Source organism: Ralstonia insidiosa (genome assembly GCF_008801405.1).
GTDB classification, from domain to species: domain Bacteria; phylum Pseudomonadota; class Gammaproteobacteria; order Burkholderiales; family Burkholderiaceae; genus Ralstonia; species Ralstonia insidiosa.
The window spans coordinates 15,816-41,992 of the sequence record NZ_VZPV01000007.1; the positions used below are offsets into that span (position 1 = coordinate 15,816).

35 protein-coding genes are annotated in these 26,177 nt (G+C 62.9%); 5 read left to right on the top strand and 30 right to left on the bottom strand.

Annotated features, from left to right (window positions below; all coding sequences use genetic code 11):
* Positions 1-6: 6 nt before the first annotated feature.
* From F7R11_RS26610 to F7R11_RS26705, 19 genes are all read right to left on the bottom strand, one after another.
* Positions 7-981, bottom strand: coding sequence for a DNA primase (locus F7R11_RS26610; RefSeq protein WP_232295886.1), 975 nt, complete (start codon positions 979-981; stop codon positions 7-9).
* Positions 982-996: 15 nt separating this feature from the next.
* Positions 997-1,374, bottom strand: coding sequence for a hypothetical protein (locus tag F7R11_RS26615; protein ID WP_009242147.1), 378 nt, complete (start codon positions 1,372-1,374; stop codon positions 997-999).
* 9 nt (positions 1,375-1,383) lie between these two features.
* Positions 1,384-1,656, bottom strand: coding sequence for a hypothetical protein (locus tag F7R11_RS26620; RefSeq protein WP_009242148.1), 273 nt, complete (start codon positions 1,654-1,656; stop codon positions 1,384-1,386).
* Positions 1,657-2,371: 715 nt separating this feature from the next.
* Positions 2,372-3,019 (bottom strand): phosphohydrolase, encoded by a 648-nt coding sequence (locus F7R11_RS26630; protein WP_009242119.1) that lies wholly within the window; start codon positions 3,017-3,019, stop codon positions 2,372-2,374.
* Complete coding sequence (locus F7R11_RS26635; protein ID WP_009242120.1) at positions 3,016-3,543, bottom strand: retropepsin-like aspartic protease family protein; 528 nt, start codon at positions 3,541-3,543, stop codon at positions 3,016-3,018. Before F7R11_RS26635 ends, F7R11_RS26630 begins: the two co-directional genes overlap by 4 nt.
* Positions 3,540-3,941 (bottom strand): DUF1294 domain-containing protein, encoded by a 402-nt coding sequence (locus tag F7R11_RS26640; RefSeq protein ID WP_009242121.1) that lies wholly within the window; start codon positions 3,939-3,941, stop codon positions 3,540-3,542. The genes F7R11_RS26635 and F7R11_RS26640 overlap by 4 nt, the downstream gene beginning before the upstream one ends.
* A complete protein-coding gene (locus F7R11_RS26645; RefSeq protein ID WP_009277738.1) occupies positions 3,938-4,720 on the bottom strand; it encodes a hypothetical protein in 783 nt (260 codons plus the stop codon). Before F7R11_RS26645 ends, F7R11_RS26640 begins: the two co-directional genes overlap by 4 nt.
* On the bottom strand, positions 4,717-5,535 hold the full coding sequence (locus tag F7R11_RS26650) for a retropepsin-like aspartic protease family protein (RefSeq protein ID WP_232295879.1): 819 nt from the start codon (positions 5,533-5,535) through the stop codon (positions 4,717-4,719). The genes F7R11_RS26645 and F7R11_RS26650 overlap by 4 nt, the downstream gene beginning before the upstream one ends.
* A 9-nt stretch (positions 5,536-5,544) precedes the next feature.
* The gene (locus F7R11_RS26655) at positions 5,545-6,600 is read right to left on the bottom strand and encodes an OmpA family protein (RefSeq protein WP_009242124.1); all 1,056 of its coding nucleotides are present in this window, start codon (positions 6,598-6,600) and stop codon (positions 5,545-5,547) included.
* A gap of 3 nt (positions 6,601-6,603) precedes the next feature.
* Positions 6,604-6,879: an HU family DNA-binding protein gene (locus F7R11_RS26660; RefSeq protein WP_009242125.1), complete on the bottom strand. Its 276-nt coding sequence runs from the start codon at positions 6,877-6,879 to the stop codon at positions 6,604-6,606.
* Positions 6,880-7,034: 155 nt separating this feature from the next.
* Positions 7,035-7,427, bottom strand: coding sequence for an HAD domain-containing protein (locus F7R11_RS26665; protein ID WP_232295880.1), 393 nt, complete (start codon positions 7,425-7,427; stop codon positions 7,035-7,037).
* 128 nt (positions 7,428-7,555) lie between these two features.
* Entirely contained in the window at positions 7,556-8,767 is a 1,212-nt protein-coding gene (locus tag F7R11_RS26670) for a DUF1173 domain-containing protein (RefSeq protein ID WP_009242127.1), read from the bottom strand.
* A gap of 15 nt (positions 8,768-8,782) precedes the next feature.
* Positions 8,783-10,438 carry a zeta toxin family protein gene (locus F7R11_RS26675; protein ID WP_232295881.1) on the bottom strand — a complete coding sequence of 552 codons (1,656 nt, stop codon included), beginning with the start codon at positions 10,436-10,438 and terminating at the stop codon, positions 8,783-8,785.
* A 44-nt stretch (positions 10,439-10,482) separates the two neighbouring features.
* The gene (locus F7R11_RS26680) at positions 10,483-10,743 is read right to left on the bottom strand and encodes a hypothetical protein (protein WP_009242129.1); all 261 of its coding nucleotides are present in this window, start codon (positions 10,741-10,743) and stop codon (positions 10,483-10,485) included.
* 12 nt (positions 10,744-10,755) lie between these two features.
* Complete coding sequence (locus F7R11_RS26685) at positions 10,756-11,217, bottom strand: hypothetical protein (RefSeq protein ID WP_009242130.1); 462 nt, start codon at positions 11,215-11,217, stop codon at positions 10,756-10,758.
* A gap of 32 nt (positions 11,218-11,249) precedes the next feature.
* Complete coding sequence (mobF, locus tag F7R11_RS26690; RefSeq protein ID WP_249042865.1) at positions 11,250-12,485, bottom strand: MobF family relaxase; 1,236 nt, start codon at positions 12,483-12,485, stop codon at positions 11,250-11,252.
* 14 nt (positions 12,486-12,499) lie between these two features.
* Entirely contained in the window at positions 12,500-12,868 is a 369-nt protein-coding gene (locus F7R11_RS26695; protein ID WP_244199223.1) for a protein-disulfide reductase DsbD N-terminal domain-containing protein, read from the bottom strand.
* A gap of 98 nt (positions 12,869-12,966) precedes the next feature.
* Positions 12,967-14,964 carry a type IV secretion system DNA-binding domain-containing protein gene (locus F7R11_RS26700; protein WP_009242071.1) on the bottom strand — a complete coding sequence of 666 codons (1,998 nt, stop codon included), beginning with the start codon at positions 14,962-14,964 and terminating at the stop codon, positions 12,967-12,969.
* 1 nt (position 14,965) lies between these two features.
* On the bottom strand, positions 14,966-15,343 hold the full coding sequence (locus tag F7R11_RS26705; protein ID WP_009242070.1) for a plasmid mobilization protein: 378 nt from the start codon (positions 15,341-15,343) through the stop codon (positions 14,966-14,968).
* 312 nt (positions 15,344-15,655) lie between these two features.
* Here F7R11_RS26705 and F7R11_RS26710 point away from each other — a divergent pair, with 312 nt between their 5' ends.
* A complete protein-coding gene (locus F7R11_RS26710; RefSeq protein ID WP_009242069.1) occupies positions 15,656-15,976 on the top strand; it encodes a hypothetical protein in 321 nt (106 codons plus the stop codon).
* A 592-nt stretch (positions 15,977-16,568) separates the two neighbouring features.
* Entirely contained in the window at positions 16,569-16,790 is a 222-nt protein-coding gene (locus F7R11_RS26720) for a hypothetical protein (RefSeq protein WP_009242067.1), read from the top strand.
* A 634-nt stretch (positions 16,791-17,424) separates the two neighbouring features.
* Here the strand turns inward: F7R11_RS26720 and F7R11_RS26725 are convergent.
* The 6 genes from F7R11_RS26725 to F7R11_RS26750 form a co-directional block, all read right to left on the bottom strand.
* Positions 17,425-18,042: a recombinase family protein gene (locus F7R11_RS26725; RefSeq protein WP_009242066.1), complete on the bottom strand. Its 618-nt coding sequence runs from the start codon at positions 18,040-18,042 to the stop codon at positions 17,425-17,427.
* Positions 18,043-18,049: 7 nt separating this feature from the next.
* Entirely contained in the window at positions 18,050-18,286 is a 237-nt protein-coding gene (locus F7R11_RS26730) for a hypothetical protein (protein WP_009242065.1), read from the bottom strand.
* Positions 18,287-18,298: 12 nt separating this feature from the next.
* On the bottom strand, positions 18,299-18,625 hold the full coding sequence (locus F7R11_RS26735) for a ParB N-terminal domain-containing protein (RefSeq protein ID WP_009242064.1): 327 nt from the start codon (positions 18,623-18,625) through the stop codon (positions 18,299-18,301).
* A gap of 14 nt (positions 18,626-18,639) precedes the next feature.
* Positions 18,640-18,969 carry a hypothetical protein gene (locus F7R11_RS26740; RefSeq protein WP_009242063.1) on the bottom strand — a complete coding sequence of 110 codons (330 nt, stop codon included), beginning with the start codon at positions 18,967-18,969 and terminating at the stop codon, positions 18,640-18,642.
* A gap of 133 nt (positions 18,970-19,102) precedes the next feature.
* Entirely contained in the window at positions 19,103-19,486 is a 384-nt protein-coding gene (locus tag F7R11_RS26745) for a hypothetical protein (protein WP_009238015.1), read from the bottom strand.
* Positions 19,483-20,055, bottom strand: coding sequence for a recombinase family protein (locus tag F7R11_RS26750; RefSeq protein WP_009277700.1), 573 nt, complete (start codon positions 20,053-20,055; stop codon positions 19,483-19,485). Before F7R11_RS26750 ends, F7R11_RS26745 begins: the two co-directional genes overlap by 4 nt.
* Positions 20,056-20,236: 181 nt before the next feature.
* Between F7R11_RS26750 and F7R11_RS26755 the strand changes: the two genes are divergently transcribed.
* From F7R11_RS26755 to F7R11_RS26765, 3 genes are read left to right on the top strand one after another with little or no spacing between them, the layout of a single operon-like run.
* Complete coding sequence (locus F7R11_RS26755) at positions 20,237-20,494, top strand: AbrB/MazE/SpoVT family DNA-binding domain-containing protein (RefSeq protein ID WP_009238013.1); 258 nt, start codon at positions 20,237-20,239, stop codon at positions 20,492-20,494.
* Positions 20,491-20,817 carry a type II toxin-antitoxin system PemK/MazF family toxin gene (locus F7R11_RS26760; protein ID WP_009238012.1) on the top strand — a complete coding sequence of 109 codons (327 nt, stop codon included), beginning with the start codon at positions 20,491-20,493 and terminating at the stop codon, positions 20,815-20,817. Before F7R11_RS26755 ends, F7R11_RS26760 begins: the two co-directional genes overlap by 4 nt.
* A 13-nt stretch (positions 20,818-20,830) precedes the next feature.
* Positions 20,831-21,367 (top strand): hypothetical protein, encoded by a 537-nt coding sequence (locus F7R11_RS26765; protein WP_037031213.1) that lies wholly within the window; start codon positions 20,831-20,833, stop codon positions 21,365-21,367.
* Between the two features lie 278 nt (positions 21,368-21,645).
* Here F7R11_RS26765 and radC read toward each other — a convergent pair whose 3' ends face one another.
* The 5 genes from radC to F7R11_RS26790 form a co-directional block, all read right to left on the bottom strand.
* On the bottom strand, positions 21,646-22,140 hold the full coding sequence (radC, locus tag F7R11_RS26770; protein WP_009242062.1) for a RadC family protein: 495 nt from the start codon (positions 22,138-22,140) through the stop codon (positions 21,646-21,648).
* Between the two features lie 554 nt (positions 22,141-22,694).
* A complete protein-coding gene (locus F7R11_RS26775; RefSeq protein ID WP_009242061.1) occupies positions 22,695-22,913 on the bottom strand; it encodes a hypothetical protein in 219 nt (72 codons plus the stop codon).
* A gap of 43 nt (positions 22,914-22,956) precedes the next feature.
* On the bottom strand, positions 22,957-23,406 hold the full coding sequence (locus F7R11_RS26780; RefSeq protein ID WP_009242060.1) for a hypothetical protein: 450 nt from the start codon (positions 23,404-23,406) through the stop codon (positions 22,957-22,959).
* A gap of 13 nt (positions 23,407-23,419) precedes the next feature.
* Entirely contained in the window at positions 23,420-23,887 is a 468-nt protein-coding gene (gene kleA, locus F7R11_RS26785) for a stable inheritance protein KleA (protein WP_009242059.1), read from the bottom strand.
* A 53-nt stretch (positions 23,888-23,940) separates the two neighbouring features.
* Entirely contained in the window at positions 23,941-25,917 is a 1,977-nt protein-coding gene (locus F7R11_RS26790) for a DUF3560 domain-containing protein (RefSeq protein WP_009242058.1), read from the bottom strand.
* Positions 25,918-26,177 lie beyond the last annotated feature (260 nt).

Below are 26,177 nucleotides of genomic sequence, written 5' to 3' on the forward strand. Positions count from 1 at the left end.
ATAAAACTATTGACGGTCAATAGTTGAAAGCATGTTTTTTTCCAAGCCGCATAAGTCGATCAGCTCGCCCACGGAAAACTTGGACGGCCCAGCAATGGCGGTCAGAATCCGGCACAGCATTGCCGGTGCATTGATCTGCTGGAGACGCGGCGCAGCCGTGGCAACCAGCCGCGCCCGGCCCTCGGCGTACTCCAACTGGCAACCCTGCATCGCGCTGGCCAGGAAGAAGCCTTCGAGGCTTGAAGCCTCCAAGGCCAAGTCGTTGAAGGCATCCCCACCCTTGGCGCGCACGTAGCTGTCCGGGTCGTGGTCGCGCGGAAGGAAAAGGAAACTCACGTCGGCTGCGTCGGTGACATGAGGCAGGCACACGTCCAGGGCGCGCACAGCCGCCCGTCTGCCGGCGTCGTCCCCGTCAAAGCAGAAGATCACGCGCTTGGCCAAGCCCAGCAGCCGCTCCACATGCTGGCCTGTTGTAGCCGTGCCCAGCGTGGCCACAGCGTTCTGCACACCATGTTGGGCCAGACTGACGACATCCAGGTATCCCTCCACCACATAGGCGGTGCCGGTCGCGGCAATGGCCTCGGCCGCCTGGGTCAGACCGAACAGCACGCGCCCCTTCTGGAAAACTTCGGTTTCCGGTGAGTTGAGATACTTCGGCCCGTCGCCTTCGAGCACGCGGCCACCGAAGCCGATCACGCTGCCGGCGTCATCGAGGATGGGGAACATGATTCGGTCGCGGAAGCGGTCATAGCGGCGGCCGCCGTCATTGACCGCAACCAGCCCGGCCTTCTCCAAGGCCCGGTCGTTGTAGTTCGGGAATGCCTCGCGCAGCGCCTGGAAGCCGGCCGGGGCATAGCCCAAGCCATAACGGGCCGCGATGTCGCCGCGCAGGCCGCGCGCCTTCAGGTATGCAACCGCACGATGAGCGGCGCGGAGCTGGCCACGGTAAAACGATGCGGCTTGTGTCAGGTGGTCGATCAAGATGTGGGACATAGTTCAAGCCTTCGGGATGTTGAGAGAGAGGCGGCCGGTGTCGTACATGTGCAGCATGGAGAGGAAGTAGCTCGGATCGGCAGGCCACTTGCATCCCTGCCAGTACGCCAGCAAGGCCCCGCGCACCGGCTCTTGGTAGCCATTGAGGCGCCGCCGTGCCTCGCGCCACTTGTCGGCTCGGCGCTTGCGGTCAGTGGCTTGCTGACGCTCCCATTGCAGCCGGCGAGCCGTCATTTCCTCGTCCACGTCGATCTGCTCGGCCGCCACTTGGTCAGCGAACAGAGGAAGGGCCTCGCGCTCGGCCTTCTGCTTGCGCGCGAAAGCGGCACGCTTGCGCTCGGTGTCACGGAACTCGTACTTGCCGAAGCGATGGAAACGCATGGCAGGCCCTCAATGGTTCCAGTGCTTCCGGCCGTACTTTCGGCCGGCGATGGTGATGCGATCTTCGGCGTCGATGGGCACGCACTCGCGGCCGCCATCGGCCCGCAACACGGTGCATTGGCCAGCCTCGCCGGTCACGGTAGAGTCGAAGCCGCACACGTAGAACACCCAAGGGCTGTGCTCGTCCTCGCGGAACTGAGCGAACCCGTGGAAGTCCCGCTTCAGAGCCACGCCGCTCCGAGGAACATCCGGGCCAAAGTCGAAAGCGCCTTGATCTGCCATGCTGAAACTCCTACTCAACCAATGCCTACATTCTACCCGTCAAACTATTGACCATCAATAGTTTGTGAGAGAAAAAAGCCTGATTTTTCGCGGGTTCCCGGCTTGTGTTTCTTCGGGGTTCAGGCAAGCTACCTTGGAGCCTCGGGGCGGGGTTTGGGGGCCGGAACAGGCCCCCAAGGTGTTGCAGTTGCTCTTGCCCCGCAGGGGCACAAGCTCCCCTGCTCCCCGTCGATTACCCACATGGCCAGCGGAGCGCGGGGCCGGCTTTTGCATCCCACCATCTACCTCGTCGCCTCGGCGTCCAGGGGCACGCAGGACGGGCGCGGTCAAGGGAGAAACCGGAGGCCGCACGCGGAGCGCAGCCCGAAGGGCGAGCACCGAACGGGTGAGGATTTCAGGGCGCAGCCCGGCCCTTGACCGGAGAAGCCCGGCCGGAGGGCACCATGACGACGAATAAAGGCGCGAGGTAGTGGTGGGGTGCGGCCCCGCGCGTAGCGGATTCAGCGCACCAGCGCCGGCACACCACGGATCAGATCCACAGCCTGAACTTTCGCGCGCGAAAGTTCCTCGATGCGGCCTTCAGGCCGGGCAAGCGGAGCGCGCAGCGCCGGCACGGCGCGGAGGCGTCAGGGATTGACGCCCGAAGGGGCGAGACGCCGCAGGCGGCTCGATGCGCAGCACGAAAGCCCGGCCCCGCAGGGGAGACGCCCAGGGGTCACGCTTGCGCCTCGATCTGCCCATGCACAGCAGCACGCAACGACTCCAGCGCATCCAGGAACCGCTCGGCCGCAACGTCAGCCGCCCACGGCTCCCACGGCCGACAACCGTAGATTTCAGCCAGCGGATCGACATCAAGCACCGGATGCACGATGCCCAGGACATCACGCACTTCATGAGCTGCCCAGCCAATGCAATGCACAGCCTCGGAAGCGGCCGCCACCGAGTCGGCCCGCTTGTGGACGGCGTGCGCTGCCGGCGACCAAGCGCGCAGCTCGTACCGTTCCGAAACCGCAGCCATCAGGCGAGACGAAACAGCACGGAAGGAAAGGCCCAGCACGTCCTTCAACGGAGAAATGCAATCGAACCCAAGGAAACCTTCCTCGGCGTCGTGTAGAAGCTCCAGGAGCGCGTCAGAGGCCGGCAAAGGGGTGTCGCTCCACAGCCGGCGCAAAGCGAGCACCAGGAGCGAATGCTGGGCCACAGAGAGGGGCAGGGGCCATGATGATTCCCCACCCCAGCGGTACGTCCTCGCCAAACGCAAGGCAAGGTCACTGTCGAGCCACGCGCCGGGATCGGGATTGATGAGGTCGAGGCGACGGCCAGAAGGAAGCCGAACCCACGCGCGCGCCTTTGCCTGCGTCATCGGCCGCCTCGCAAGATCATGAAGCCGCCCGAATAGGCGATCTGGAAGCGGTTGAGCACGTCCATCCCCAGCAGCGGAGCGGAAAGGCGCTCCAGGACGGCGATAGCCGCACCCTCAACGGCGAAGGGGCCGACGATCACCGTGTTGGCCGCAGTGATGCCACCACGTTCACGGCCTGCGGCCGTGTCAAAGGATGTTGCGCGGCCAGCGCGGATGCCAGCATTGCGGGCGAGCTTGACCGGCAGCGTCGTGAAGCGCGCTCCGGTGTCCACCATGAAGACCACGGGAAAGCCGTTGACGGCCCCGGCGATGTAGTAGTGGCCGTCCGCAGCGCGCGGGATGGAGTAGTCCCCATTGCCCAGGCGCTGCGCCGGCTTGACCATCACGGGAGAGGCCGCCGCAACGTCTAGCTGGTCGCCGGGGTAGCTCTGGCCGTCATAGACGATGTATTCGCGCTGCTGCGCGTGCGATGTTCCAATGGCAAGGCAGGCCATCAGTGCCACAAGGGCGCGAGTAGCGTTCATTGCCAACTCCAGCGATAGAAGCCAGTCAAGTGCGCGAAAATAGCGGCGTTCGCGGCACTGGCCAGCCAGGTGAAAAACAGAAAGGAAGCCTTCCGCGACTTGTGGCGGAAGGCATGTTGACCAATCAAGGCACCGGGCCAGCCGCATAGCAGCGCGATCCAGTGCAAAGACTTTTCAGACCAGCGCCAACGGTCAGCGACGGCCGCTGATTTGTCGAGGCCGTAGGCCAGAAAGGCCAAGTTGCTCATGAGCGCATAGGCCCAAGCGTAGTGAGGCCGGATACGCCCGGCGATGCTGGCGACAATTACGCCCCCAAGGAACACCGTGCCCAGCGCAAAAGCGGCCCAGCGATGGGCGATCCAAAAGCGATCCGCCAGTGACAGGCCCGGCGCGTTCATTTCGCCAAAGCAGGATCAGCGGAGAGGCCCAGGGCCACAATCAAGCCGGCAGCCTCCTGCAAGCCCGCAAGGGACGACTGGATGAGTCGCGCCGGCACCAGCTCGGCATCCTCGGCCGTGGCTAGCACGGAGCACTTCTGTTCCGTGCTGCCTTCCTTGCGCGTCAGGTTGACGACATTGCGCTGACGGTAGCGCCACGTCTCGCAGCGCGACAGGCATTTGCCGTCCGGGTCGCCGGCCGTGGCCGCGTTCACCGAGTCCTGCGCGCCGGTTGCATTCCCGACATTGGATGCAATCGTGCCGATCAGCATGGCCAGCGGGTTCAGCGACAGCATCACGGAGCCGCCCCGGCCGCTTTTGGTGGCCAAGGGTGCGGGGTTCTCGGCATAGTCGCCCACGCGAACCTCGGCGGTACGCCGGGTCGCGGGGCGCAGCGCCTGGAAGGCACCATCCAGCTCGTACACCACGTCAGCCTGTTCGCGGGTGTCCACCAGCTCGAAGCCGCTGGAGGCCAGCGAAGCCCGCGCGGCGGCCGTCAGCTTTGGGCTGGCCAGGAATTCGATGAAGACTTTGCGCCCTCGATCAGCAGTCAGGTCGATGCGCCCGGTGATGGCCACCTTGACCTCGGCGGCCGTGGCGGCCGCTACAGCAGCCGGAGCATCGTCGGGCACCGCTTCAGAACTGGCCAGCGCAGGTAGGGTGCAGCCGGCCGCAGCGGTCAGAAGCAGGTAAAGCGGAAGGTGACGCATGTTTTCCTCCTTGTTGTTCTTGATGTTCAATCGTCTTCTCGGAAATGGGTGGTGGAGAACAGCAGCGCCGATCCGCGTTGCTCGATCTGCACCATCCCCAGGATGTTCATGCCCAGCAATGCAGGGCCGTTCATGGTGGGCATGACGGCAACCTGGACGTTATGGGCACGGAAGGAACCGAAAACCACTTCTGCTACCGTGGCGACGCATCCGAAGACCTCGCCGGCCGCCGTGCTGAACTGGCGAGGTTCGCATGATGTGATGCCCAAGGGTTTGGCCAGCGAGCCAGGAACGGATGTCACGCCCGCGCCGGTATCCACAATGAAGGTGACAGGCTGGCCGTTGATGCTGCCCGGCGTCTCATAGTGCCCGCGCTGATTCTTTGGCACGCTCATGGTGGCCACGCGCGGCGGCTCGCCCGCTCGTTGTGCGGCCGTGGCGGCAGGCTTTTTGCCGAAGTAATCGAAGGCAACAAAGCACAGGAACCCGATCCCGATCCAGACATAGGCGATGCCGGCGAGGCGCGGCCTTGCCATGTAGAAGGCCGCACCGGCCACCATCAGGAGGCACAAGACCGGATGGCTCAACACGAAACCTTTGAGCCATTGGGTCGTCATCAAGAGGGCGTCGTGTGGAGTCGCCCCATGCGCTATTTGCCAGATCGCGCCCGCGACAATCAGAAAGGCGTAGGGCAGCGCATTGGCGATGACGAACTGCAAAAAGGTGATACGGGGTTGGTCTGCGCGAACCTCGCGCGAACCGCGAAACACCTTCGGGTCATAGTAATGATCCTGCATGGTTTTCGCGGCCCGCTCTCGATACCAATCCCGGTCATCTGCGCTCATGGCCAGCTTTCACTTACTGAAGACCACGGCCGGCACTGGCATCACCAGCTCAACCTCTACGCGCCGGTTTGCGCTGCGCCCAGCCTCGGTGTCATTCGAGGCGACAAAGCAGGTCACGCAGTAGGAGACTTTCAGCTTTCGGGGGTCAACGCCACCACGGGCAAACGCGGCGCGCACAGTCGCAGCTCTTGCGATGGCCAAGGCGCGATTGCCGGCCACGGTGCCGGTCGAATCAGTGCGGCCACGGATCAAGACGCGCTCGGCCGTCATGGCCAGTGGCAGCAGCTCGGACAAGCTACGCTTGGCCTCATCGTTCAGATTTGCCACGGAGCTAGAAAACGGGAGCGAGCGCAACGAACTGGAGGCAGTAGCCGCGACTGGCGCGGCCGTGGCCGGGCCGACTGCAACTACCGTCACGGGGCGCACGTCGTCGGTGAGCTGGGCGGAGCCGGCCGGGATGGCATCCGCTTCGGCCGGGATGGCGAGTGTGGCGACAGTATGGGCGTCTAGCTTGGCCAAGACCGAAGGCTGCGGCCGTGCAGCCGCCTTGCCAGTCGCCTCTGGTGCAGCATCGGTGCTGCCCAGCATCGGAGTCTTGGGCGTTGGTGCCGCACACGGATTGCATGGCACAAAGTAGTCGGTGCCGGTTTGTGGATCGCGCACTTGGGCCAGCCCGGTGAGCACGGGCGCGCCCATCAGGAGCACACGGGGTTGCTCGGGAGGCATCGGCGCGCATCCGGTTACGCCAGCGGCAAGCATGGACGCCCCTAGCGCCCAAGTCACAGGCGCTGGCCAGAACGGCGTGCCAGGATGGAGTGCGCGCCGGCCCTTGCGCGTCAGAGACAGTCGGATGGATGTGCCGGCAGGCTTGCGCGACAGATAGCCGCGGTCGATAAGGTGGCGGGTTTCACCCAGGTACTCGCGCATCACGGCCAGATCGACAGCACCGCACAATGGGCGGCCCGCCGCGCGTTCCGAAAGCACCCGAATGCCCCGCACTTCGCCACGGTCGAGCGCACGCAGCAGCGCAAGCGCGGTTCCGTTCAAGTCGGGATGTTTGCTCATGGTTCAGTCCTTCACCAAGTCCTTGAACGTGGCCCCAGGCGTGAACTTCGGCTTGTGGGTCGAGGGAATCTTGATCGGCGCGCCGGTCTTCGGGTTGCGCCCGGTGCGCGCCGCGACGGCTGCTTTCTCGAAAGTGCCAAAGCCGGTGAGCTTCACCGCGCCGCCCTTGGCCACCTCGTTTTGTACGATGGTGATGAGGCTATCGAGAAAGCGCGTGGTGGCCGCCTTGGATGCTTCGGTGTCTTCAGCAATGGCGTCGATCAGGTCTTGTCGGTTCATGGAAATCTCCGTGTGTCAGTTGAGAATATGACCCAGCACCTTGCCGCAACGGGCGCAGCGCCGTTCATGTACTTGGGTTCCGTCCCAGCTCGAATAGATGGGCGTGGACAGCGGCGAATGGATGCCAAACAGGCAAAGCAGGGCGTTCCACACCTTCACGGTGCGGCCCACATCACGCGGGTGAGCTGAAGCAGCGACTCCCCGGTAAGTCCGTCCAGATACTCGGTGGCCACCAGCCGGCGTGTATCTGGAAATTCCTGCACGCGGTCATCGAGGGCAGCCCACTGGGTGACGCCGTACTCGCGGACAACGCAAAGGATCTCGTCCAGCCTGGTGCAATCAGGCAAAACGGGCGTGCAGCCGATAACGCGCTCGCGCAGCTCGATGGAGAAGAAGTTGCGCAGCTCATCCAGCGTGTGCGTCTCGCGCCAGTTGGACGAAATCACCACATCAACATCGGGATGCGTTCGCAGCCATGTTTCCAGCAGGGGCAGGTAAATCAGCGTGCCAGACTGGCCAGGGTGTAGAACCCCGTCGATGTCCAGCATCAGGACGGGGCCACGGGGAGCACGCTGAAGCGCCCATCGTGTTGCGCGTTGAGTCGCCGGCAGACTTTCGCGCGCGAAAGTCGGGGCGACGGTCGGGCGAATGCCGACGAAGCGGAGTAGGGCGCTCATCATCGGCCGTGCTCCGGCAGCGCCGGCAGCGCCGGCATAGGAGCCTCGCCAGCCACCCACTTCCATGAAGGGAGCTTGCTTTCCGCAATCAATTCATCGACGGCGGCCGCATAGTCTTCACTGGCCCCAGGCGGAACCACGTACATGGCGGTCGGCTCCGGCTCGGTATCCGAAGCCACCGCGCAGGCCAGTGGCCGCGTGGAAGGCAGGTTGTACCGCATCCCTTTCATGAAGCGCCGGTTCTGCTGCGTCAGAGCATCGAGCGCCATCTTCTCGAAGGTGCTTTCAAACGGAATCCAGTTCTCGGTCACGCACATCAGCGCGACTTCCTCCAGCGAGGCCACGCCGGTAGCGCCGATGCTGAAAGTGCCGATCATCATCAGGTGGGTGCCCTCCAAGGCATCCCACAGGCCCAGCTCCACCTCGAATCTCTTGAGCAGCCTCTTGTAGATGTCGTCGTTCATCATGAAGTGGCAATCGGGCAGGTGCTTGAGGACGATCTTGTGCCCGTAGCGCGACTGAGCCAGTTCCTTCACCTCCCCCACCACCAGCATCAAGCGCCGGGTGCCCTTCTCGGGCGTGGCGATTCGCATCATCTGCGCGAGTCGCCGCTGGGTGATTTCGTTCTTCTTCTCGGCGTTGAACGATTCGGGCATGTAGAGCATTCCGGCCAAGCTCGCGCCTTTTGCAGTCTTGTCCTCGGCTGCTTGCAGCAGATACTTGCGGATCACGTACCAACTGCGCTTGCCGGCCATCGTCGGTGCCCATCGGTTGAAGCCCGCTTCTTCCCACAGGTAATGCAGGGTGCCGCGCAGGGTCAGTTTGTTGCCATCGGTCTTGACGCTATCCGTCTCCTTTCCGCTCGGTGCCGGCGCGGATCGGCTGGCCCCCTTGGACAGCGCGAAGTCGAACTTCAGCGCCGTGGTGCCTTCGTCGGGGTTCTCCTGGATCGCGGAGCCAATGACTTGGCCAAGCCCGGACAGCTCGGGCGGCGGCTCGTAGGAATCGCAGGCCGGGGCGTGGCCGCTACCAGAATTGGGCATCCGTTTGATGAGGTACTTGTCATCGACCTTGGCCACGTACATTTCAATGCCAGGGGTACGGCACAGGCACAGCGGCCGCTCCCGCGAGCTGTAGATATTGGCCAGCAGCTCGGACAAGGCTGGGTCGTCTGAATGAATGGATTGCCCGCCAATCTGGTAGATCGCCATGTTTTTCTCCCTTGCTTACCGGCCCATGTCCCGGCCCACGTCCCGCGCGTTCTCCCGCGCAGGCTCTTTGCCCTGCTCGTACACCTGACTCTTTTCGTTGCCGTGCTGGATCGTCACTTTCTCGCCTACCCGGACATCCCGATCCAGCCCTTCCTTCTCGTAGCGCACAGCCACCATGTCGGACATCTTCACCAGGGCGTGATGCGATGAGGTGGCCACCACTTCGCCCTTCACGTCCTGCTTGAGTTCTTGCGCATCCAGCACCACCAAGCCCCGATGACTGGCGGCCATGTCGATCACGCGCCGCGATTCATCCACGGTGACACTTCCCTCCGGGACGCGGCCCCGATGAAGCTGCTCGGACAGCTCGGCACGCGCATTGAAGTAGCTGGTTTCCCGCTGGTCTTGACTGGTCTGAGGTGTCCAGCTCTGCTTGATGTCGTGAAGCTGCTTGTAGGCCCCGTCCAGCTCCGGGTGGCGCTCCAGCGCCTCCCGCTTGGTGAGCTGGTCGAATGCCTGGGCGCGCTGATAGGCCGGGGTCTGCTCGAAATGGGCCAAGTCGTTTCGAGCCGCTTCGAGCTTGGCCGCCAGCTCGTCACGGTCGGCCAGCACCGGCCGCGCGGTGCGCTCCTGTTCCGGCCGCAAGGCATCAGCGTAGGCCCGCTTCAGGGCCTCGTCGTTGCCCCCGATGTACTTGCCATACTCCCGCACACCCTCCTTCTCGGTGTACGTGGTCTGCCCCGGCGTCGAGGCCGACTCCCGGCCATTGGGAAGGCGCTCGGTGCGGATCACATAGGGCTGGTCTTCAGCCTTGGCATCCCGGAAGGCCCTGGCGGCTTCATTGACGTTGCTGTAGTCCTTCGCATCGTTCTTGGCCACGGTGCCCACGGTGTAGGTCACGTTGTCGCGCACACCTTCCCGCTGCTTGGCCAGCGTATTGATGTCGTCCAGGGCGGACACGTAATCGCGCCGCTCGGCGTGCGTCCAGGCGCGCCCGCGCTCCTGCTCCAACACATCAACCGCTGCTGCTCGCCGTTTCCACTCTCCGCGCTCTTGGCTGTTCTCGTAGATTTGCCGTTGGTTGGCGTCATAGACGCGCACCGAGTCGGTGAGCTTGTCGCGCTCCAAGGCGCGCACGGACTCCACCATGCCGTTGTAGGCGTTGTCGTGCTGTTCCTTGTTGACGAACCGCCCGGTGCCGCGCTCGGCCACCTGTTCCTCGAAGCGCAGCCGTGCGCGGGTCACTGAGGTTTCCGGGTTGACGGCCAACACTCTGGCCTCCACCTCGTAACCCTGTTCCTTCAGGCGAGTGGTCAAGTCCCGGATGTTCTCCGGGCTGCGCATCGTGCCGTCCACCACCAGATTGCGGCGGTTCTCCACGGCGGCCAGCGTGAGGCGGGTAGCCCATTCGCCGGCCTCTTTCTGCGTTCGGTCGGCGGCGTGCTGGGGGTCTTCGCGCGAAAGCTGCTTGTAGCGCGGGTTTTCCTCGCGCATCCGGTCGGCGTCGATCACCACAGCGCCACCGTTGGCGCGCAGCTCGCGGATCGCCTCGGCCGCCAGCGCCGATTTACCCGATCCCGGTTGGCCACCCAACAGGATCGCCTTCGGATTCTCCTGCGCCGTCGTTCTTGCCAGTGCATCGCGCTCTACGTCTTTGTAGGCGCTCTCCATTGCGTACTTGGAAACCTCCCCAGCCATTTGTCTGCCCTCCTGCCTTATTGGTAAAGGTCGCGGGCCTGCTGGCCGTACTGAGTGATGACGCGCTCGATGGCCTCGTCAGCATTCGGATCGAGGTCTTCGCGGATCGTGCGCAGCTCGTCCTTCGCTTTCTGAGCGGCCGCAATCACGGCCTCGTCAGGGGTAGCTTTTTCGCGCTCGGCGGCAATGGCTTCGGAGTGGTGGGCGATGATGGCCCCCAGGACATCCAGCGCCACCTCGTAGCGGACGCCGGCACGGCTGAAAAGTTGATTGGTCATGGTCTGGATTCCTCACTGATTACCGGATTGGTTCTTGGCTTGGTTTGCATGGAGCGGCCACAGGGCCGCGTGCAGCAGGCGGTAGGTGATGCGGTCGCGCTTCAGCAGGCGCGCATACACGTCGTTGGCCGTCAGCCCAAGGCTGCGGGTGGCGTACAACCCCCAAGCCAGATAGACGGCCAGCAGCACGGCAGCAGCCGGGACAAAAGCCAGAAACCACACCCCAGCTATGACAAGCCCCACCACAAGCAAGCGGCCCCCTACGGTCGCCCACTTGGAGCCGAACATTTCGAGCTGGGCCTTACGGTTCAGGTCGTGCTCGGCATGAGCGCGCTTCCAGACATCGGCCCACAGCTCTCCGGGGGAACGGCTGAAGACGGCATCCAGGTAGGCACGAAACTCGCGCATCAACAGGTAGGACGCGGCAAAGCACATCCCCACAAAAACCAGCAGCTCAAGCGTTTCTCGATTCATGTTCTTCTCCTTTGGTCTTTCGCGCGCGAAAGTCAGCGCGGCGTCGGCACGCGCTCGCGCTCCATCTGCATGTCCTTGCCGCCACGATCCCGCGCCGGCTCCTTGCCCTGCTCATAGACTTGGCTGCGCGCCTTGTCGTACTGGATCGTCACGCGGTCGCCCACGGCAAGGTCACCATCCTTCTCCAGCTTGTCGAAGGCCCGCTTCACCTCCGATGCCGATACGCGCCCTGCCCCGTGCTCGATGGCCGCCGCCATGAGGTCGTTCTTGGATACCACGGCCTCGCGCTCGATCAGGTGTGCGGCCGCAAAGGACATCGCCTCGCGCCCGGTGAGCTTGTCAGCGCGCACCACACCACCTTGCGCCCGTTGCGCGTCGGCCTTGGCCTGGATGGCGTCGAAGTCGATCCCGATGTCTTTGGCTCGTTCCTTCCAGCTCCCGATCAAGGCTTCATGATCCACGTCCACCTTGCGCGCTCTGGTCTTCAGCGTGGCGTCTTCCTTCTGCTGCGCGCTGGCATCGTCGATGTCCACGCCCTTGGCTTTCAGCGCCGCCTCTATTTCTGCCCGGCGCTGGCTGAAGTGCTCGATCTGCTCGCGGGTGATACCGGCAATCTCGAAGTTGCCTTTCTCGTCGGTGCGGCGAATGTCGTAGCCCAGCGCCTGGAGCCGGTCGGCCAGCTCGGACGTGTAGATGGCCCCGATAACGCGCTGGGCGTTGTAGATTTCTTCATTCGTCAGGGAGCGCCACTGCCCATCCTCCCGCTTGGTGGCGTTCATGATGACGGCGTGCGTATGCGTCTGCGGGTCGAGGTCGCGGCTTGTGTTATGCCGGAACATGGCCACAGTCACGTTGCCGGTCTGTACCGCTTCGGTCTTCCCGTCCACGGTTTGCCGCGTCCTGGCCAGCTCGGTTTCGATGTGGCTGAGTGCCTTCTTGACGGCCGCCTCATGCGCCTCCCGCACGTCCCGCTTGCCGTACACCTCGGCCATGAGAGAAACACTCTTGGGCGCGGAAAACGTCATGTCGGTGCCCGGCCGGTGCTCGCGTTCCTTCTCGCCGGTTTCCTCGTTCTTGACCCACTTGCCCAGCTCTTGGCCATCCACCTTTCCGTTCAACACCTCGAAGAAGGCTTGACGATCAATCTTGCCGGAAAGCCCAAGGTGTTCGGCCCCCTTGCCGAACCACTCGGAATGCTCCAAGCCCTCGTCCTGGGTGTAGTAGTTGTCAGCGGAAAAGTAGTGCAGTGCCTGCCCGGCGCTGCCCACGTTGTTCATGCTAATCATCCCTGTCTTCCTCCCATTGCCGGCACGCTGAAAGCCTTGGTGATCGGTGCATAGCACACCCCCACAATCGCCGCGCAGCCCTGTGCCGTAGCCACCAGTTTGACGGCCTGATTGCCCCCAGCCAAGCGCACGCGCACCGCCACCCGCTCGGTGTAGTAGCGCATGTTCTGGCCCATCGCCTTGTCGAACTTTTCAAGCGGTGGCGGCAGCTCAACGCCGGCCACCGTCACGGCTGGGTTGTCCGTTTTGAAGCTGAAACGGTCGCGGTACAGGTGATAGCCCGGTGCGATGATGTACTCCAGCTCCACCACTCGCGCATCCACCCGGCGAGCCGACACCCGGAAGGCTTCATCAGGTTGCAGCAAGTCCGGCTCGGCCTGCACGGAAACGCAAAAAGCCGCCAAGCAGGCGGCCGCGACGGAATGTAGAAATGCCCGTCTCTGAGTTTTCATTCGGTATCCTCCTATAGCGCATCCGCCAGCGGGTTGGGCTTCTTGCCCTGGCCGGCTGATTTCGCATCTGCATCATCTTTCGCGCGCGAAACCTTCTCGGCTGGCTTGATGATTTCGCCGGTTGCCTTGTCGATCACATCGCCATTTTCGTTGCGCATAACCTCCACCGTAGCCGGCGCGTCCATATCGTCGTCATCCAACATGTCGCCTTGCTCCGGCGCGGCCGGCTGCTGAACTTCAGCGGCGGACGGAGCGGGTGCCGGCGCTGCGGCCGCCGTGGTCGGCTTGAAGCTGATCGCAAAGCCGTCGCGCTCGATGAAGCCGTTGGCCTGTTTCTCTGTCGGCACGTAACCATACTTGACGCGGGCAATGGGATAGTCGCCCGGAACCAGCAGATAGCCGGTCATATCGGGCAACGTCAAAATCTCCGATGTCAGCACAAGGTCGCGCATCTGTCGGCGCGCCATCACGCTCACGCCGTCACGCTGCGAGCTGAGGCCGTAGCTCAATGTTTCATCCTTTTCATCCACCTCGGCCTGTCCCATCAATTCGGCCAACAGCTTCGCCGCAGCTCCATCCGTCACACGCAGCAGCAGCTTCGTTTGGCACCCGGAAATGATCGTCTTGGCCAGATCGTGCCCGTAGATTTCGTAGAGCTGGCTGAAGTCCTGCACGCCCAGCACCATGCACAAACCGTACTTCCGTGTGTTCGTCAGAGCCAGCTTCAGGATGTCGAGTTTTTGGAGTGTCGGCAGCTCGTCAATGCAAAACCAAAGCCGCTCGCGGTGGATCGGCTCCAAGTCAAGCACGGCCTTGATTGCCGTGTCGATCCACAACGACAGAACGGGCTTCAATGCCTCGCGCATCGCTTCCCGTGCTGTGATGAACATCCATGAATCGCCTTCTTCATGTACCCATTTTCGGATGGAGAACGATTCGCCCTCATCTGGCAAAAACCGGAAGGCTTCAAGCTGGTTCTGAACAGTCATCTTGAGTGACATCCCCGTGCGCTCGGTCGTGGGATCAACATAGGTTGCGCCCGCTGTCCCCTGCAACAATGCGTGCATGGCGTCCAGGTTGCTCTTGGCGATAGCGTTGTAGAGGTCGCGGTTCGTGCGGCGGCCCTCGCGCCCCAATACTGCAATCACGTCCTTTAGCACCATCCGGCCCGCAAGCGCCCAAAATGGATCGGACTCGGCCGGATCGGGGATCAGGCCGTTCGCCATGTTGTCGAAGTGGTAGTCCTTGGCGATTTCGTTCCAGATGTTCCAGTTCGGGCTTCTGGAGTCCAGCGGGTTCATCAGGATGTCTTTGCCTTCACGGTAGAACGCCTGGGTGAACTCGCCGGTCGGGTCATACACGATCATCCGCTTGCCACGCGCCCGCACCTGTTTCATGAGTGCGAAAAACTGCTGTGACTTACCCGTACCCTGCGCGCCGGCAAACAGCGTATGCAGCGTCTCTGACTTCACGCGCATGGGCACGCCCGCAATCTCATAAGGGCTTGCCTCGTCGCGGTGTCGGATCAGTCGCGCAAGCTCCTTTCCTTCCACCAGCTTGGCCCCGCGCAGTTGGTTGTCCTGCATCCGTTCACGGCCATAGCCCCACCAGTACAAAGAGATCAGAAACACCACACCGATGGAAGTCAGCAAGCCGAACATGCCGCCGTTGCGCAGCTTTCGCCAAGCATCTTCGGCCATGTCGTCGGTCAGCAAGGCAACCTCGGAAACTTCCATCTTGCGCAGCTCGCCGTTGACGTTCAGCTCCATCTTTCCGGCCGTCATGTAGAGCGCATCCCGCGTGTGCGCCAAGACGTTCCGCTCCAGCGCGTACTTTTCGTCTGCGGTAGTCGCATTCCAGAAGTACGCCGTCGTGACTGCCAGACCGGCCAAGATGGAAATCAGCACAACCGTCCAGATGGCCACCACGAACAGCCTGGCTTGGTGCATCCACAACTCGGCCCCACGGGAGAAGCTACCGGCGCTTCCCTTTTCCTCTCTCTTTGCCATTTCAGCCTCCTTTCACTCGCTTGAGCTTTGCCTTCGCCTTGTTCTGCGCTTCGTACAACTGCTGCACGTCACGCGCCTCAACAATCGCCGCCAGCATGTACTCCGCAGTGAAGACCGAAAGCCACAGTTCATCGGGAATCTCGACCTTTCCGCCACCCTGCCCGCCAGCGCGGATTTCATCGAGAAGGCGGCGCAGCCGCTGCTCGATGTCTTGCACGTTTTCTGCGATCACGCCCTGCACCAGCGTTTGGCGCAAAAACTCGGAAATGCTGATTCCGTGCTCGTTTGCCTTGGTTCGATAGAACCCCGCCGTGTCCTCATCGAGTCGGATGTTGAACCGCTCGGTTGGGCCTTTCCCTGTTCCTTTCGCTCTCGGCATTTTCCTTTACTCCATAAGGGTTTAGGCCATTATAGCATTTTCGGTGTCGCCGCGTTGTCTTTTCGGTGTCGCCACGCTAAAAGGCGCGCCACAGCGCGGCTTTTAGCACCGGCAACCATGTTGCGTGGTGTGTGACCGTTCTTCCGGGGCGCGGGGCTTGCCCTGCGAGCTGGAAGAACGGTGCCGTTCTCTCCCCCAGGCCCTAGTGGAAGAAAACCGCGCATTTGGTAAAATGCAGCCGATCAGGGACGCAGCACGTCCCGCCAGATCAGGCAGGTTTTCCACTAGAACCCACAACGCGAGGTAAGAGCCATGAGTAGTGAAACGACGAATCCGAAGTCAGGCCGCAAGGCCAAGACGCTGGATGAAGAAATCGCAGCACAACGCGAGAAGCTGCGGAAGCTGGAGGAACGACAGCGAGAGCAGCAGCGCAAGGAACGCGAGCGCAACCAGAAGGCAGTGATGGAACTCATCAAGACGGAACGGCTTGATGCGGTTCCATCTGATCTTTGGCGCGAAGCGATGCCAAAGATCAAGGCCCTTCTGGTAGTCGATGCAGCGAAACCGGCAGAGCCGGTGACGCCTGTTCAGACTGCGCCTGAAGTAGCAGCGACGGCCGAGGCCAGCCAGTGAGCGTTTTCCACAAATCCACAGGCCCCGGTGCCCTCGACCGGGGATACCCAAATATCCCAAAGGGAGAGGGTCGCGCCCGGTTTTCCACAAGAGACTTCTTGTGGAAAACTGGAAAAGCGCGAGGGCCTGTGGGGCTTGTGGGAAACGCGGCGGTTGCAGGAGAGACGGCCCGGAGTCCAGAGGCGCGCCTTTGGTCGGCTCCCCTCACGGGGAGACGAAACGGGTGGGGTTGGTTTTTGACTCACCCAGGGGCAGAAGGCTGCAAGCAGCGGACGAGCGTTTTCCACAAATCCACAGGCCCCGTAGCCGTTGCCCGCGATACCTCAATATCGCAAGAGGCAACGGTCGCGCCCGCTTTTCCACAAGAAACCTCTTGTGGGAAAGCGGATCAGCGCGAGGGCCTGTGGAGCTTGTGGGAAACGCGGCGGTTGATAGTGGCACGGTCTAGCGCCCGGAGGGCGCAAGCGAAAGGGATGTGCAAGGCTGCGCAGCAGTCCCCGCAACGCGGGGATGAGCGCGAATGCGCGAACCTGGAGCAGCCCGGTCGGCCCGCAAAGCGGGACGATTCGCCCAACAACGGACGGTGAAGACGATGGAGCAAAGCATCGGGAGCCAGGAGCTATACCAGCACCTGAAGACCCACGGACGCGCGGAAATTGACGGCTGGGCGATTAACGCGGACGGTGCGGAAATTTGGCTCACGAACCCCTACGGCATCGACGTGGGGTTCTACGCAAACAACGCGGAAGGATGCGCCGGCATCCTGGAGCGCATTTCAACTGACGATCACGAAAGGGAATGGGGCACGCTGTAGTGCAGCCATTCAGAATTCAAGGCAACCGACACACGCCACGGAACGGGCGCGGTTGCGTGACAAGGAAAGGCGAAGGCGACGGACGAAGGAAGTCGCCCTCGCCTTTCGCACTTTCCGGCCCTGCGTGACGCGGCACAAGCGCGGAACGAAACAGCAGGACGGAAAGCGGGAGAAGGCGCAAGGCGAACCGCTGCGAAGCAAGGGAAGCCGTATTGCGCCTCCCCGACTTTCGCGTGCGAAAGTTGTACAAAACCGGCAGCGGAGCGGACGGGCCGGGACGGCCGCCGAATGGCGGCAGCGGGAACCGAGACGGCCCGGCGACACGAAGCAGAATGGCAACGGTAGCAGCCTACGGGGCGAGAAGTGGAAAGCCTAGAAGCGATAGCGAATAGGCGATCACCAACTGCGAGCCAGGCCGCGCATTGCGTGGCCTGCGTCTTTCGCGGCGATCCAGATCAAGAGCCGCGAGAAAGGCATACGGCAAGGATGGTGGTCGGCCGAAGGCTGGCCACCATCGAGCCAGTGCAAGCGGAGAGGTTGCGGCCTGAGTTCCGGCGAAGCTGGAACGAAAGACCGGCAAGGAAGCGGAGCGGGAAAACCGGATTGGCACGGTTGGGCCGAAGGGCCAGCCGTGTCAATCCGGCGCTTTTTTGGGGAAGTGCCGCGCAAGGAACTTGCGCATGGTTTTCTCGGTGACGCCAAAGTATTTGGCGAGCTTCGGCGTCGTCAAACCGAGGGCGTGCAGCTCCCCTACTTTGTCGCGTTGAGGGTCGAGCTTGAGGCGGCCGGTGCTGCCTTTGCGCCGGCCGCCGATTCGGCCCTCAAGGCGAGCACGCTGCAAGCCTTCACGGGTGCGCGCACGGGTGAATTCCACCTCGATCATGGAGGCCATAGCGAAAGCGGCGGCCTGAATTTGAGCATTCAGGCTACCGTCCATGACGGTGCCGTTCTTCGTGATGATGATGGTGACGCCGCGCTCGGCGGCAGTCTCCAGAATCGAAAAGACTTGTCCGGGAGACCCGCCCAAGCGGGTGAATTCGGAAGTTAAAAGCAAGTCACCACGCTGGGCCTGCTCCGTTAGGAGCGAGCCCAGCGCGCGTTCCCGCCAGGGAACAGAGCGACTTGCCGTTTCTTCAACGACAACGAGCGGGGCGTAGCCGCGCGAGTTGGCGAAATCCAGCAGGCCAAGCCGCTGGTTCGCCACGTCTTGCGAGTCGCGCGAGACTCGCAAGTATGCGAAGTAACGAGGCACGGCAGATTCACGCGGAGAACATGAGTTTGTAGGCGAGAGGGAAAGCGGCCAGGACGCCCACAATCGGGCACAGGCGGCGGCAGAATGCCGCGCCGGTCTTGGACTGGATGCTGCGAGCGAGAGCGAAGCCCAGCAGCCAGCCAAGGCCCCAGCCGGCGACAAGCACCAGGAGCGCAAAGAAGGTGTTGCGGCTGAAATAGTCGAGGGATGCGGACATCACTCGGTCGGCGGTTTTGTCATCCATGAAGGGCTCCGATCAGTAGACGCAAACGGAGCTGGCCAGCAGGTCAGCGAGTTTGCGGGCTTTGGTGGTCTTGGGCATGGATTGGCCAAAGTCGGTGATCGCGTCCACCAGGACGCGGCACTCGGCTTTGGTCAGTCGCACGCAGGGAATGGGATAGGTAGCGCCATTGCGGAATCGACTGGCCAGCGCCGGCACGGCGCGCAGCCGGCGATTCTCGCAATGCACGGCATCGAGCACGTCGGCCACGGCCACCATGTCGCCGGCTTTGCCGGTGAACATGTGGTCGGCTTGGGCGTGGTCGCCGTCCGAAGTCAGCAGCGCGAAGATGTCGAGCGCCATGATGGGCCGGCGCGTCAGCGGGCGCGCGGAGCGCGCAGCGCGGTGGCCATCAATGGCTCCACAAAGCGCAGCAATGCGCTTTGCTCGTCCACGGTGAAACCGCTGGTCAGGCTGTGCTCGATCAGCTCCAGTGCGGCCTCCTTGTACTCGATGGGGAGAGCACTGAGCATGGCCAGACTGAAAAGGTAGTCCGGGTGCGCGGCGGAAGCGGCGCACTGGAGCAGGATCAGCGCGGCCTCGTTAGACGGGTTTTTTTCGATCAGGTGAAGGGTTGCCCTCACCGGCTCGGGAAAGTCGCTCAAAACGGCTGTATTCGCGCCGTAGATCGGGCGATGCTCGCTCATAAGGGCCTCACGGTAGTTATTTGTCCAGAAAGGGCGAATTTTACCGGATTCGACGGTAATTAAAAGGTACGTTTGTCATTTTCTGAAGGCGACTGCACGGAATATCAGGAGTCGGCTGCACTGCCTGTCGGGACTACTTCTTGCGGGCGCGTTCCATGTGCAGAACGGCGTCAAGCAATGCCATTGAATCGCAAGCGTCAGAAGCGTAGACCGTGCGCGTCCTTGGGTCATAGGACACCATGACGAACGGCTCTGGTGTGCGTTCGGCACTCCGGGGCGCTTGACGCTTGGAGCGGTAGGCTCGGCATACCTCCCTCTTTTCGGCAAGCTGCTGGCCGATCTTCTTCCAGTCGAAGAGATAGTCGGGATACAACCGGCGCATGTCGCGCTTATCCTGCGGCTCAAGCGTGTAATTGCGAATGCGCATGATGTTGTAATTGCTTCTGCCGACCTTGACCGTGAGGTAGCAAAAGCCTTTTCTGGTCTTGACGAAGGCGCTGCTTGGCTTGCGGCTCATCGTTGCTCGCTCCCGCTTTGCAGCGCAGCGTATAGAGCCGTCTTGCTCACCTTAAGCCGCGTGGCGGCCTCGCGGACGTTCAGCCCGTTTGCGATGTGCTCCCGCGCCCGCTGTAGCTTGTCTGCGGTGACGACCGGCTTGCGCCCGCCCTTGCGACCGCGTGCGGCAGCAGCGGTCAACCCAGCTTTGGTGCGCTCGCGGATCAGGTCGCGCTCAAACTCGGCGAGGGCCGCAAAAATCCCGAAGACCAGCTTGCCGGGGGCCGTGGTGGTGTCGATAGCTGCGCCTTGTCCCGTTAGCACCTTGAGGCCGACACCGCGTGCGGCCAAGCCTTGCACGGTATTGACCAAGTGAACCATCGAGCGGCCTAAGCGGTCGAGTTTCCACACGACGAGGGCATCACCTTCGCGCAAATAGGCCAGCGCTGCATCCAGACCTTGCCGCTCTTTTTTCGCGCCGCTGATGATGTCCTCAAATACCCGCTCGCAGCCCGCCTTGCGCAGCGCGTCTTTCTGTAAATCGACGTGCTGACTCTCCGTCGATACCCGCGCATAGCCGATCAGTGCCATTGCCGCCCCTTTTGTCCGCATTTCCGTCCGCCTATCTTAATGTCCGACAACCCATTAAACAAGCATGTTGCCGGACAATGTCCGGCTTGACCGGCTAATGATCGTTTGACGGACAAGCTGCTTGCAGCCGAAAGCACAGACAGTTATACTTTTATATAACATTATTCGTAGGAGGTGCATCATGCACACAACCAATCTGCGCAAGGTCGGCGGCTCGATCATGTTGGCCGTGCCGCCGGCCTTCCTCGATCAACTGCACCTGCAAGCCGGCGCAACGGTCGGCCTCGCAGTCGATCATGGCTGCCTGGTGGTCAACCCCAATCCACGCCCGCGCTACACGCTCGCGGAGTTGCTGGCCGTGTCGGACTATTCGCAGCCGCAACCAGCCGATGAACGCGAATGGGTTGATGCACCCGCCGTGGGCGGTGAACTGCTATGAAGCGGGGCGACATTTATCTCGTGTCGCTCGATCCGACTGCCGGACACGAGCAAAGCGGTAGCCGTCCCGTCCTGGTCGTGTCGCCCGCCGAGTTCAACGAGGCCACCAAGTTGCCGGTGATCCTACCCATCACCAACGGCGGCGAGTTTGCCCGCCGCCTTGGTTTCGCCGTACCTGTGACTGGTATCAAGACTACCGGCGTCGTGCGTTGTGACCAGCCGCGAGTAATCGACCTGGCCGCACGTCACGCCCGCAAGGTAGACACACTACCAGCGCCGCTCATGGATGAAGTGCTGGCGAAAGTCGCCACTCTCTTTGAGTGAGCAAAGCATGAGCATGAGCGAATTTCGCCGACTAGCGACGAGGATGGATCAGCAGATGCAACAGCTTGCCGCCGAAGGCGTCAGCGATGCCCATGCCGTCATCAATCGCATGATGGGGTATGTGCCCGACCTGCATCGAATTTGGGTCAACACTTCCGACCAGCAGCTCATGGCACTGTCCCGCGAATTCCCAGGCTTCTACCGCTACGCCCGCATCATGGAAGAGGCATCCGACGCCGAGCGCAACAAGGCATCGCGGCCCTATGACGGCATGGCCGAGTTCTCCGAACAGCACAAAGAAATGGGGGCGCAACTGCTGGCAACGGCAAACACACTTGAGCGCGGCTATCAGGCGCTTCGTGCAGGCGGCAACCTGCAAGCCTTCCAGCCACACCTCAAGGAGCTGGGCCGGCTGCATCGGCAATGGCTGTCCGATCTGGACAGCTTCAAAAACTCCCTACGTGCGCAGGGCGCAGAACCCAAGGTGCTGGAATACGTGAACGATGCGTTCGGCCTCATGGCCGAGCGCATCAAGCAGCTTGCCGGTTGATCGTCGGAATTTTCGGCGGTTCCAGCTTCGTCGCGCCGTGCATGTGACTTCTGAGCACTCCCGGCCTCTCGCGGCATTTCGTGCATAGGACTCCTGACACGTCACGTTCAGGAGTCCTATGCACACACGGCGGCTAGCCCAATGAACTGGTGCAGTCGTCTTCTGAAAATGACAACGTTTTAATGCCGCTTTTTCCGGCAGGAAAAACGGTCGTTAAAACTACCGGGCAAAACGCCCCGGAGGGGCGTTTGCCGGGTTTTTCACCCGGCTGGCAGCGGCTACAGCAGGCCGCGTTGAGCGAAGGACACGGACGCCCCGCCGGCGACGATGACGTGATCCAGCACGCGCACGTCCACCAGGGCGAGCGCATCCTTCAGCACTTTGGTCAGGTTCTCATCGGCGCGTGACGGCTCGGGCACCCCGGAGGGGTGGTTGTGCGCGAAGATGACGGCGGCGGCGTTCAGGCGCAGCGAGGTCTTCACCACCTCGCGCGGGTACACGCTGGTCTGCGTCAGCGTGCCCCGGAACAGCTCGATGTACTCGATGACGCGGTTCTGTGCGTCCAGGAAGATGGCCGCGAACACTTCATGCTCCAAGCTCCCAAGGCGCAGCGAGAAGAAGGCGCTGGCGTCAGCCGGCGCGGAAATCAGGCCGTTGCGCATCACCTTTTCGTCAAGGATGGCCAAGGCGGCCTCGATGACTTGGCCGGCGCTGGCCAGTTGAAACTGGCCGTTGTCGTCAATGGTGAAAAGGTCGATGTGCGAAGCAGTCATGTCATGGACTCCAGGAAGTGGGCGGGATTGCCTACTTCCTCTGGATCGGTTCGCAGCGCAGCGGTCAAGGGTGAAACGGCCAGCGGCCGCAAGCGCCCGCCAGGGCGCGCAGCCCTTGACGGCGAGAACGAACTGATACCCTTGGAAGTGACAGGCAACCCCACCCTCTGCACACCACGGACGCCTTTGTGCAGTTGTCTAGCTTTCGCGCGCGAAAGCTCACTTCAGGCCGACAGGCCAGCGCCCGGAGGGCGCAAGCGAAAGGGATGTGCAAGGCTGCGCAGCAGTCCCCGAAGGGGATGAGCGCGAATGCGCGAACCTGGAGCAGCCCGGTCGGCCCGCAACGCGGGACGATTCGCCCGGCAGGATTTCAGGGGTTAGAGGAAGCCAGGGAGAGAGAGGAACACGGGGAAGGAGAAGATCGACCCAGCCAGCAGCAGCGACACAAGGAAGGACGCCGGCAGGACGGCGCGCGCAGCGCGCAGGCTTGCCGGCCCAGCCAGCAGGGCGAAGCCCTGCCCTTCCAGCCCGGCGCAGCCGGGCTTGTCGCCGGCCTACCGCTCCACCTGGGGAGCGGTCGCGGCTACGGCCGCCCTGCCCGCCTCCATAGCAGCATCGGCCCGCTTGTCCAGCAGGGCGCACAGGAAGGCGGCATCGTTGGCCACGTCCACCGGGTCACGGGTCAGCGCGGAGCGCAGCGCGTCTTTCATCCAGTGGGAGGCGGCGGGATCGGCTAAAACTTCGTCAATAGTCGGGACATGGGCGCGGGGCATAGTAGGTGCTCCAGTTGCGGCCGCCACCGGGCGGCCGCGCGTTTCAAAAAAGGGCCAGTTGCGGGGGTTCCGCCTCGGCCAGCTCGGTTTTCACGTCCTCCAGCTCAAGCGTCAGCTTGACCAGAATGGACAGGTCATAGGAAATGTGGGCGTCCTTCAGGCGCAGCGCCGTGCGCAGCGCGCCCAGCGGGTTGTTACCGCTGGAAATGCACACGTCGTAAGCGGACAGGGCCGCTAGGCCCTGCTCGCGGTAGCGCGTATATGTGGCGATGTCGCGCTGTAGCTCGGCCTCGTACTGCTCGATTTTCAGGGCCAGGTACTCGGCCCGGTCGGCCGGGGCCTTCGGGACGCGGTGCCCTAGATGGGGATCGAGGCTTTGCCAGTTGGCGCGGATGCCCACCTTCTCGGCCTCGGGGAATTCCGCGATCAGGGCCGCGACAGCGGCCGGATCGACGGCGGCCACCAGTGCGGCGGCCTGCTCCTGTATAGACATCGGCCGCCCTCCCCTAGCCTTCCAAGCGGGTCAGCAGCGGGACAGCGCCGTAATTCCACCAGTCGAAAACCCGGTGCAGCGTGGCGCGCTGTTCTTCCTCGGTCGCGGTGCTGAAAAGGTTGTGCTGCCGGATCACGCGGCCAGCGTGGAAGGCTTGCAGCACCTCCAGCGGGGACGGGGCACCATCGAGGGCGCGCAGCGCCTCGCGCAGCTCGCCGTCTTTCACGAAGCCAGGCGGGAACGGCTGGCCACGGTCGGCGGCTGCGGTCGCGGCCTGCTCGATGTCGTGCAGTGTCCATTGCTTCATGATTCGATCCAGCAGGGCGGCGCGGCCCTCACGGACTCCCGCGCGCAGCGCGGCCGCTTGTTTTTCCAGTTCCTCGGCGCTGGCCAGCTTGGCGGCCAGCTTGTTGCGCTCGTTGCGGATCGGGTCGCCCACTTCCGGCAGCAGGTCAACCCAAGGCATGAATTTCGGTTGCATGGCTCGTACTCCTTGAGAGGCCCCGGCGAAGCCGGGGCGCGTGCGTTGGTGGGTTAGGCGGTCAGGGTGAAAAGGGCGGTATTTACGGCGGTGCCGGATTCCGCGAAGGTATCGGGGGGCAGGTTCTCCCATTCGCCGCCGTGCTGCTCCACCAGCGGGCGGAGCTGGTCATTCTGGCGGGGGCCGTTGGCGCAGATCGCCACCAGCTTGCCGCCCGGCTTCAGGAAGCGCAGCGCGTGGCGGATGTGCTTGATGTCGTCGGCGTTGGCAAAGGGGGGATTCATCAGAATGCGGTCGAACGATCCCCACAGGGTTTCGGGCGTGCATTGCAGGAAATCACCGATCACCACGGCGCGGCGGTCTGCATCGAGGCGGCCGCCCAAGGCCGCGTTAATCTCCACGGCCACCACTTCGCAGCCCTCGGGCAACTGCTCCAGAATCCGGCCGGTGCCGGCGCTCGGCTCCAGCACGCGCATTCCCGGCTCGATGTCGGCCAGCTCAACCATGCGCGCGGCCAGATCGGCCGGGGTCGGGAAAAGTTGCGGGACGCTCACAACCTGCACGCCGGCTTTGAGCTGGTCGCGCATGGCTTGGAAGTCCTCGGCCATCGCGGCGCGGTTGTCGGTGCTCTCGGTGCTGGCCGGGGCCTGCTCGGCCGTCACCGGGGCCGGGGCCACGGGTTCGCGCTCGAATTTCACCGGCTCGGCCGCCTCGGGCGCGGGCTTGTCCACGCGCTTGGCGTCGGTGATGTAAACCTGCACGATCCGATAGCCGCTATTGGCCAAAAAGGCGGTGCGGTAGCGGTACGCGCCATGCTCGGCCGTGGCTTGCGCGGTGCGGGTGCCCTTGTAATCGGTGGGCTTGCGCTTGTATTCCTCGGCGGTCATTTCGATGAAGCCTTCACCGGGGAAATTCACCAGCGGCGGCAGCTTGGCGGCCTTCTTGACCTTGGCGGCGTCTTCCTCGGTCGGCGCGCGGTAGTCCTTGATTTCCTCAATGCCACGCACGCGCACATAACGGGCGTTCGTGGTCACGCTGTTGATCTGGCCGCCCTTCTTATTGACGCGCATCACCACCAGCCATTCACCATCAACCAGGACACGGCCGCCCGGCTGGATGTCGAAACCCTCGGCCTTCAAACCGCCTTGCTCGTCCAGCATGGCGCGCTCGTAGGCAATCCGGTTTTCATAGTGGGCAATCCAGCGGTCACAGTGGGCAACCGTGGCCGGGTAGGTCTTCTTGGCGGCCTCGATCACTTCGGCCAGGGTGCGCGGCGCGTAGAGGTTCGGATGCGAGCCGTTCAAGGCGTCGTAAGCGGTCGGGGTGTGGCTCCAGTCTTCGCGGTCGCCTTCCTTGCGCGGCAAGTGCAGCCAGCACATGCCAGCGATGCGCAGGGCCACGGCCTTTTGCAGCTCGGCGTCTTGCTCGGCCTCGCATTCAAGCCACAGCTTCAGCCACATTTCGGCCTCTTGCTTGCTGCGCTCCTGTTTGCGCTTGTCGGCCTCCAGCCCCTTGATGCGGCGATGACGGACGGCGGGCAGCTCCTTGTATTTCGCATGACGCAGGGCACCGGCTGCGCGCTGCTTCCAGTATTCGGAGGTTTCCCACATCTGCACGGCGCGGCGCATCCCATTTTCCATGCGCTCGGCGTCCTTGCGGGCCTTGCGTTCGCTGTGATGGCCCACAAGGATGGGTTGCCCGAACTCGAACCGCTGCCCGATGGCCTGCACGGCGTTGCGCGCTGCGCTGGCGTCATGGGCGCGCTTGTCGCTGTAGTCCTCGAAGCGGTCGGCGCGTTCCTCGGCGCGCTCAACTAGGCCCGTGTCCTCGTCGCCAATCTCGCCGCACAGTTCCATCAGGAGGTCTTCGCGGGCCGGCGTCCACATGGGGGCCACGAAAAGCTCTTGACGGGGTGCCCACTTGAAGCCGGCCGCCTTCACGCGCTCATAAGTCGCGCTGTCCAGTCGTGAGGACGGGTAAAGGCGCAGCTTGTTGTCTTCGGGGGAATAGGTGGCGGTCAGCGTTTGCATGGTCGTTTTCCTTATGCGGAGGGTTGAAGATGGTCTAAGCGGCTGGGGTCTGGTCTGCTCACCGTCACCCCTGCCGGGGCATCGCCTCATCACTGAAGCAATGCCTATATTCTACCCGTCAAACTATTGACCGTCAATAGTTTGTGAGAGAAAAAAGCCTGATTTTTCGCGGGTTCCCGGCTTGTGTTTCTTCGGGGTTCAGGCAAGCTACCTTGGAGCCTCGGGGCGGGGTTTGGGGGCCGGAACAGGCCCCCAAGGTG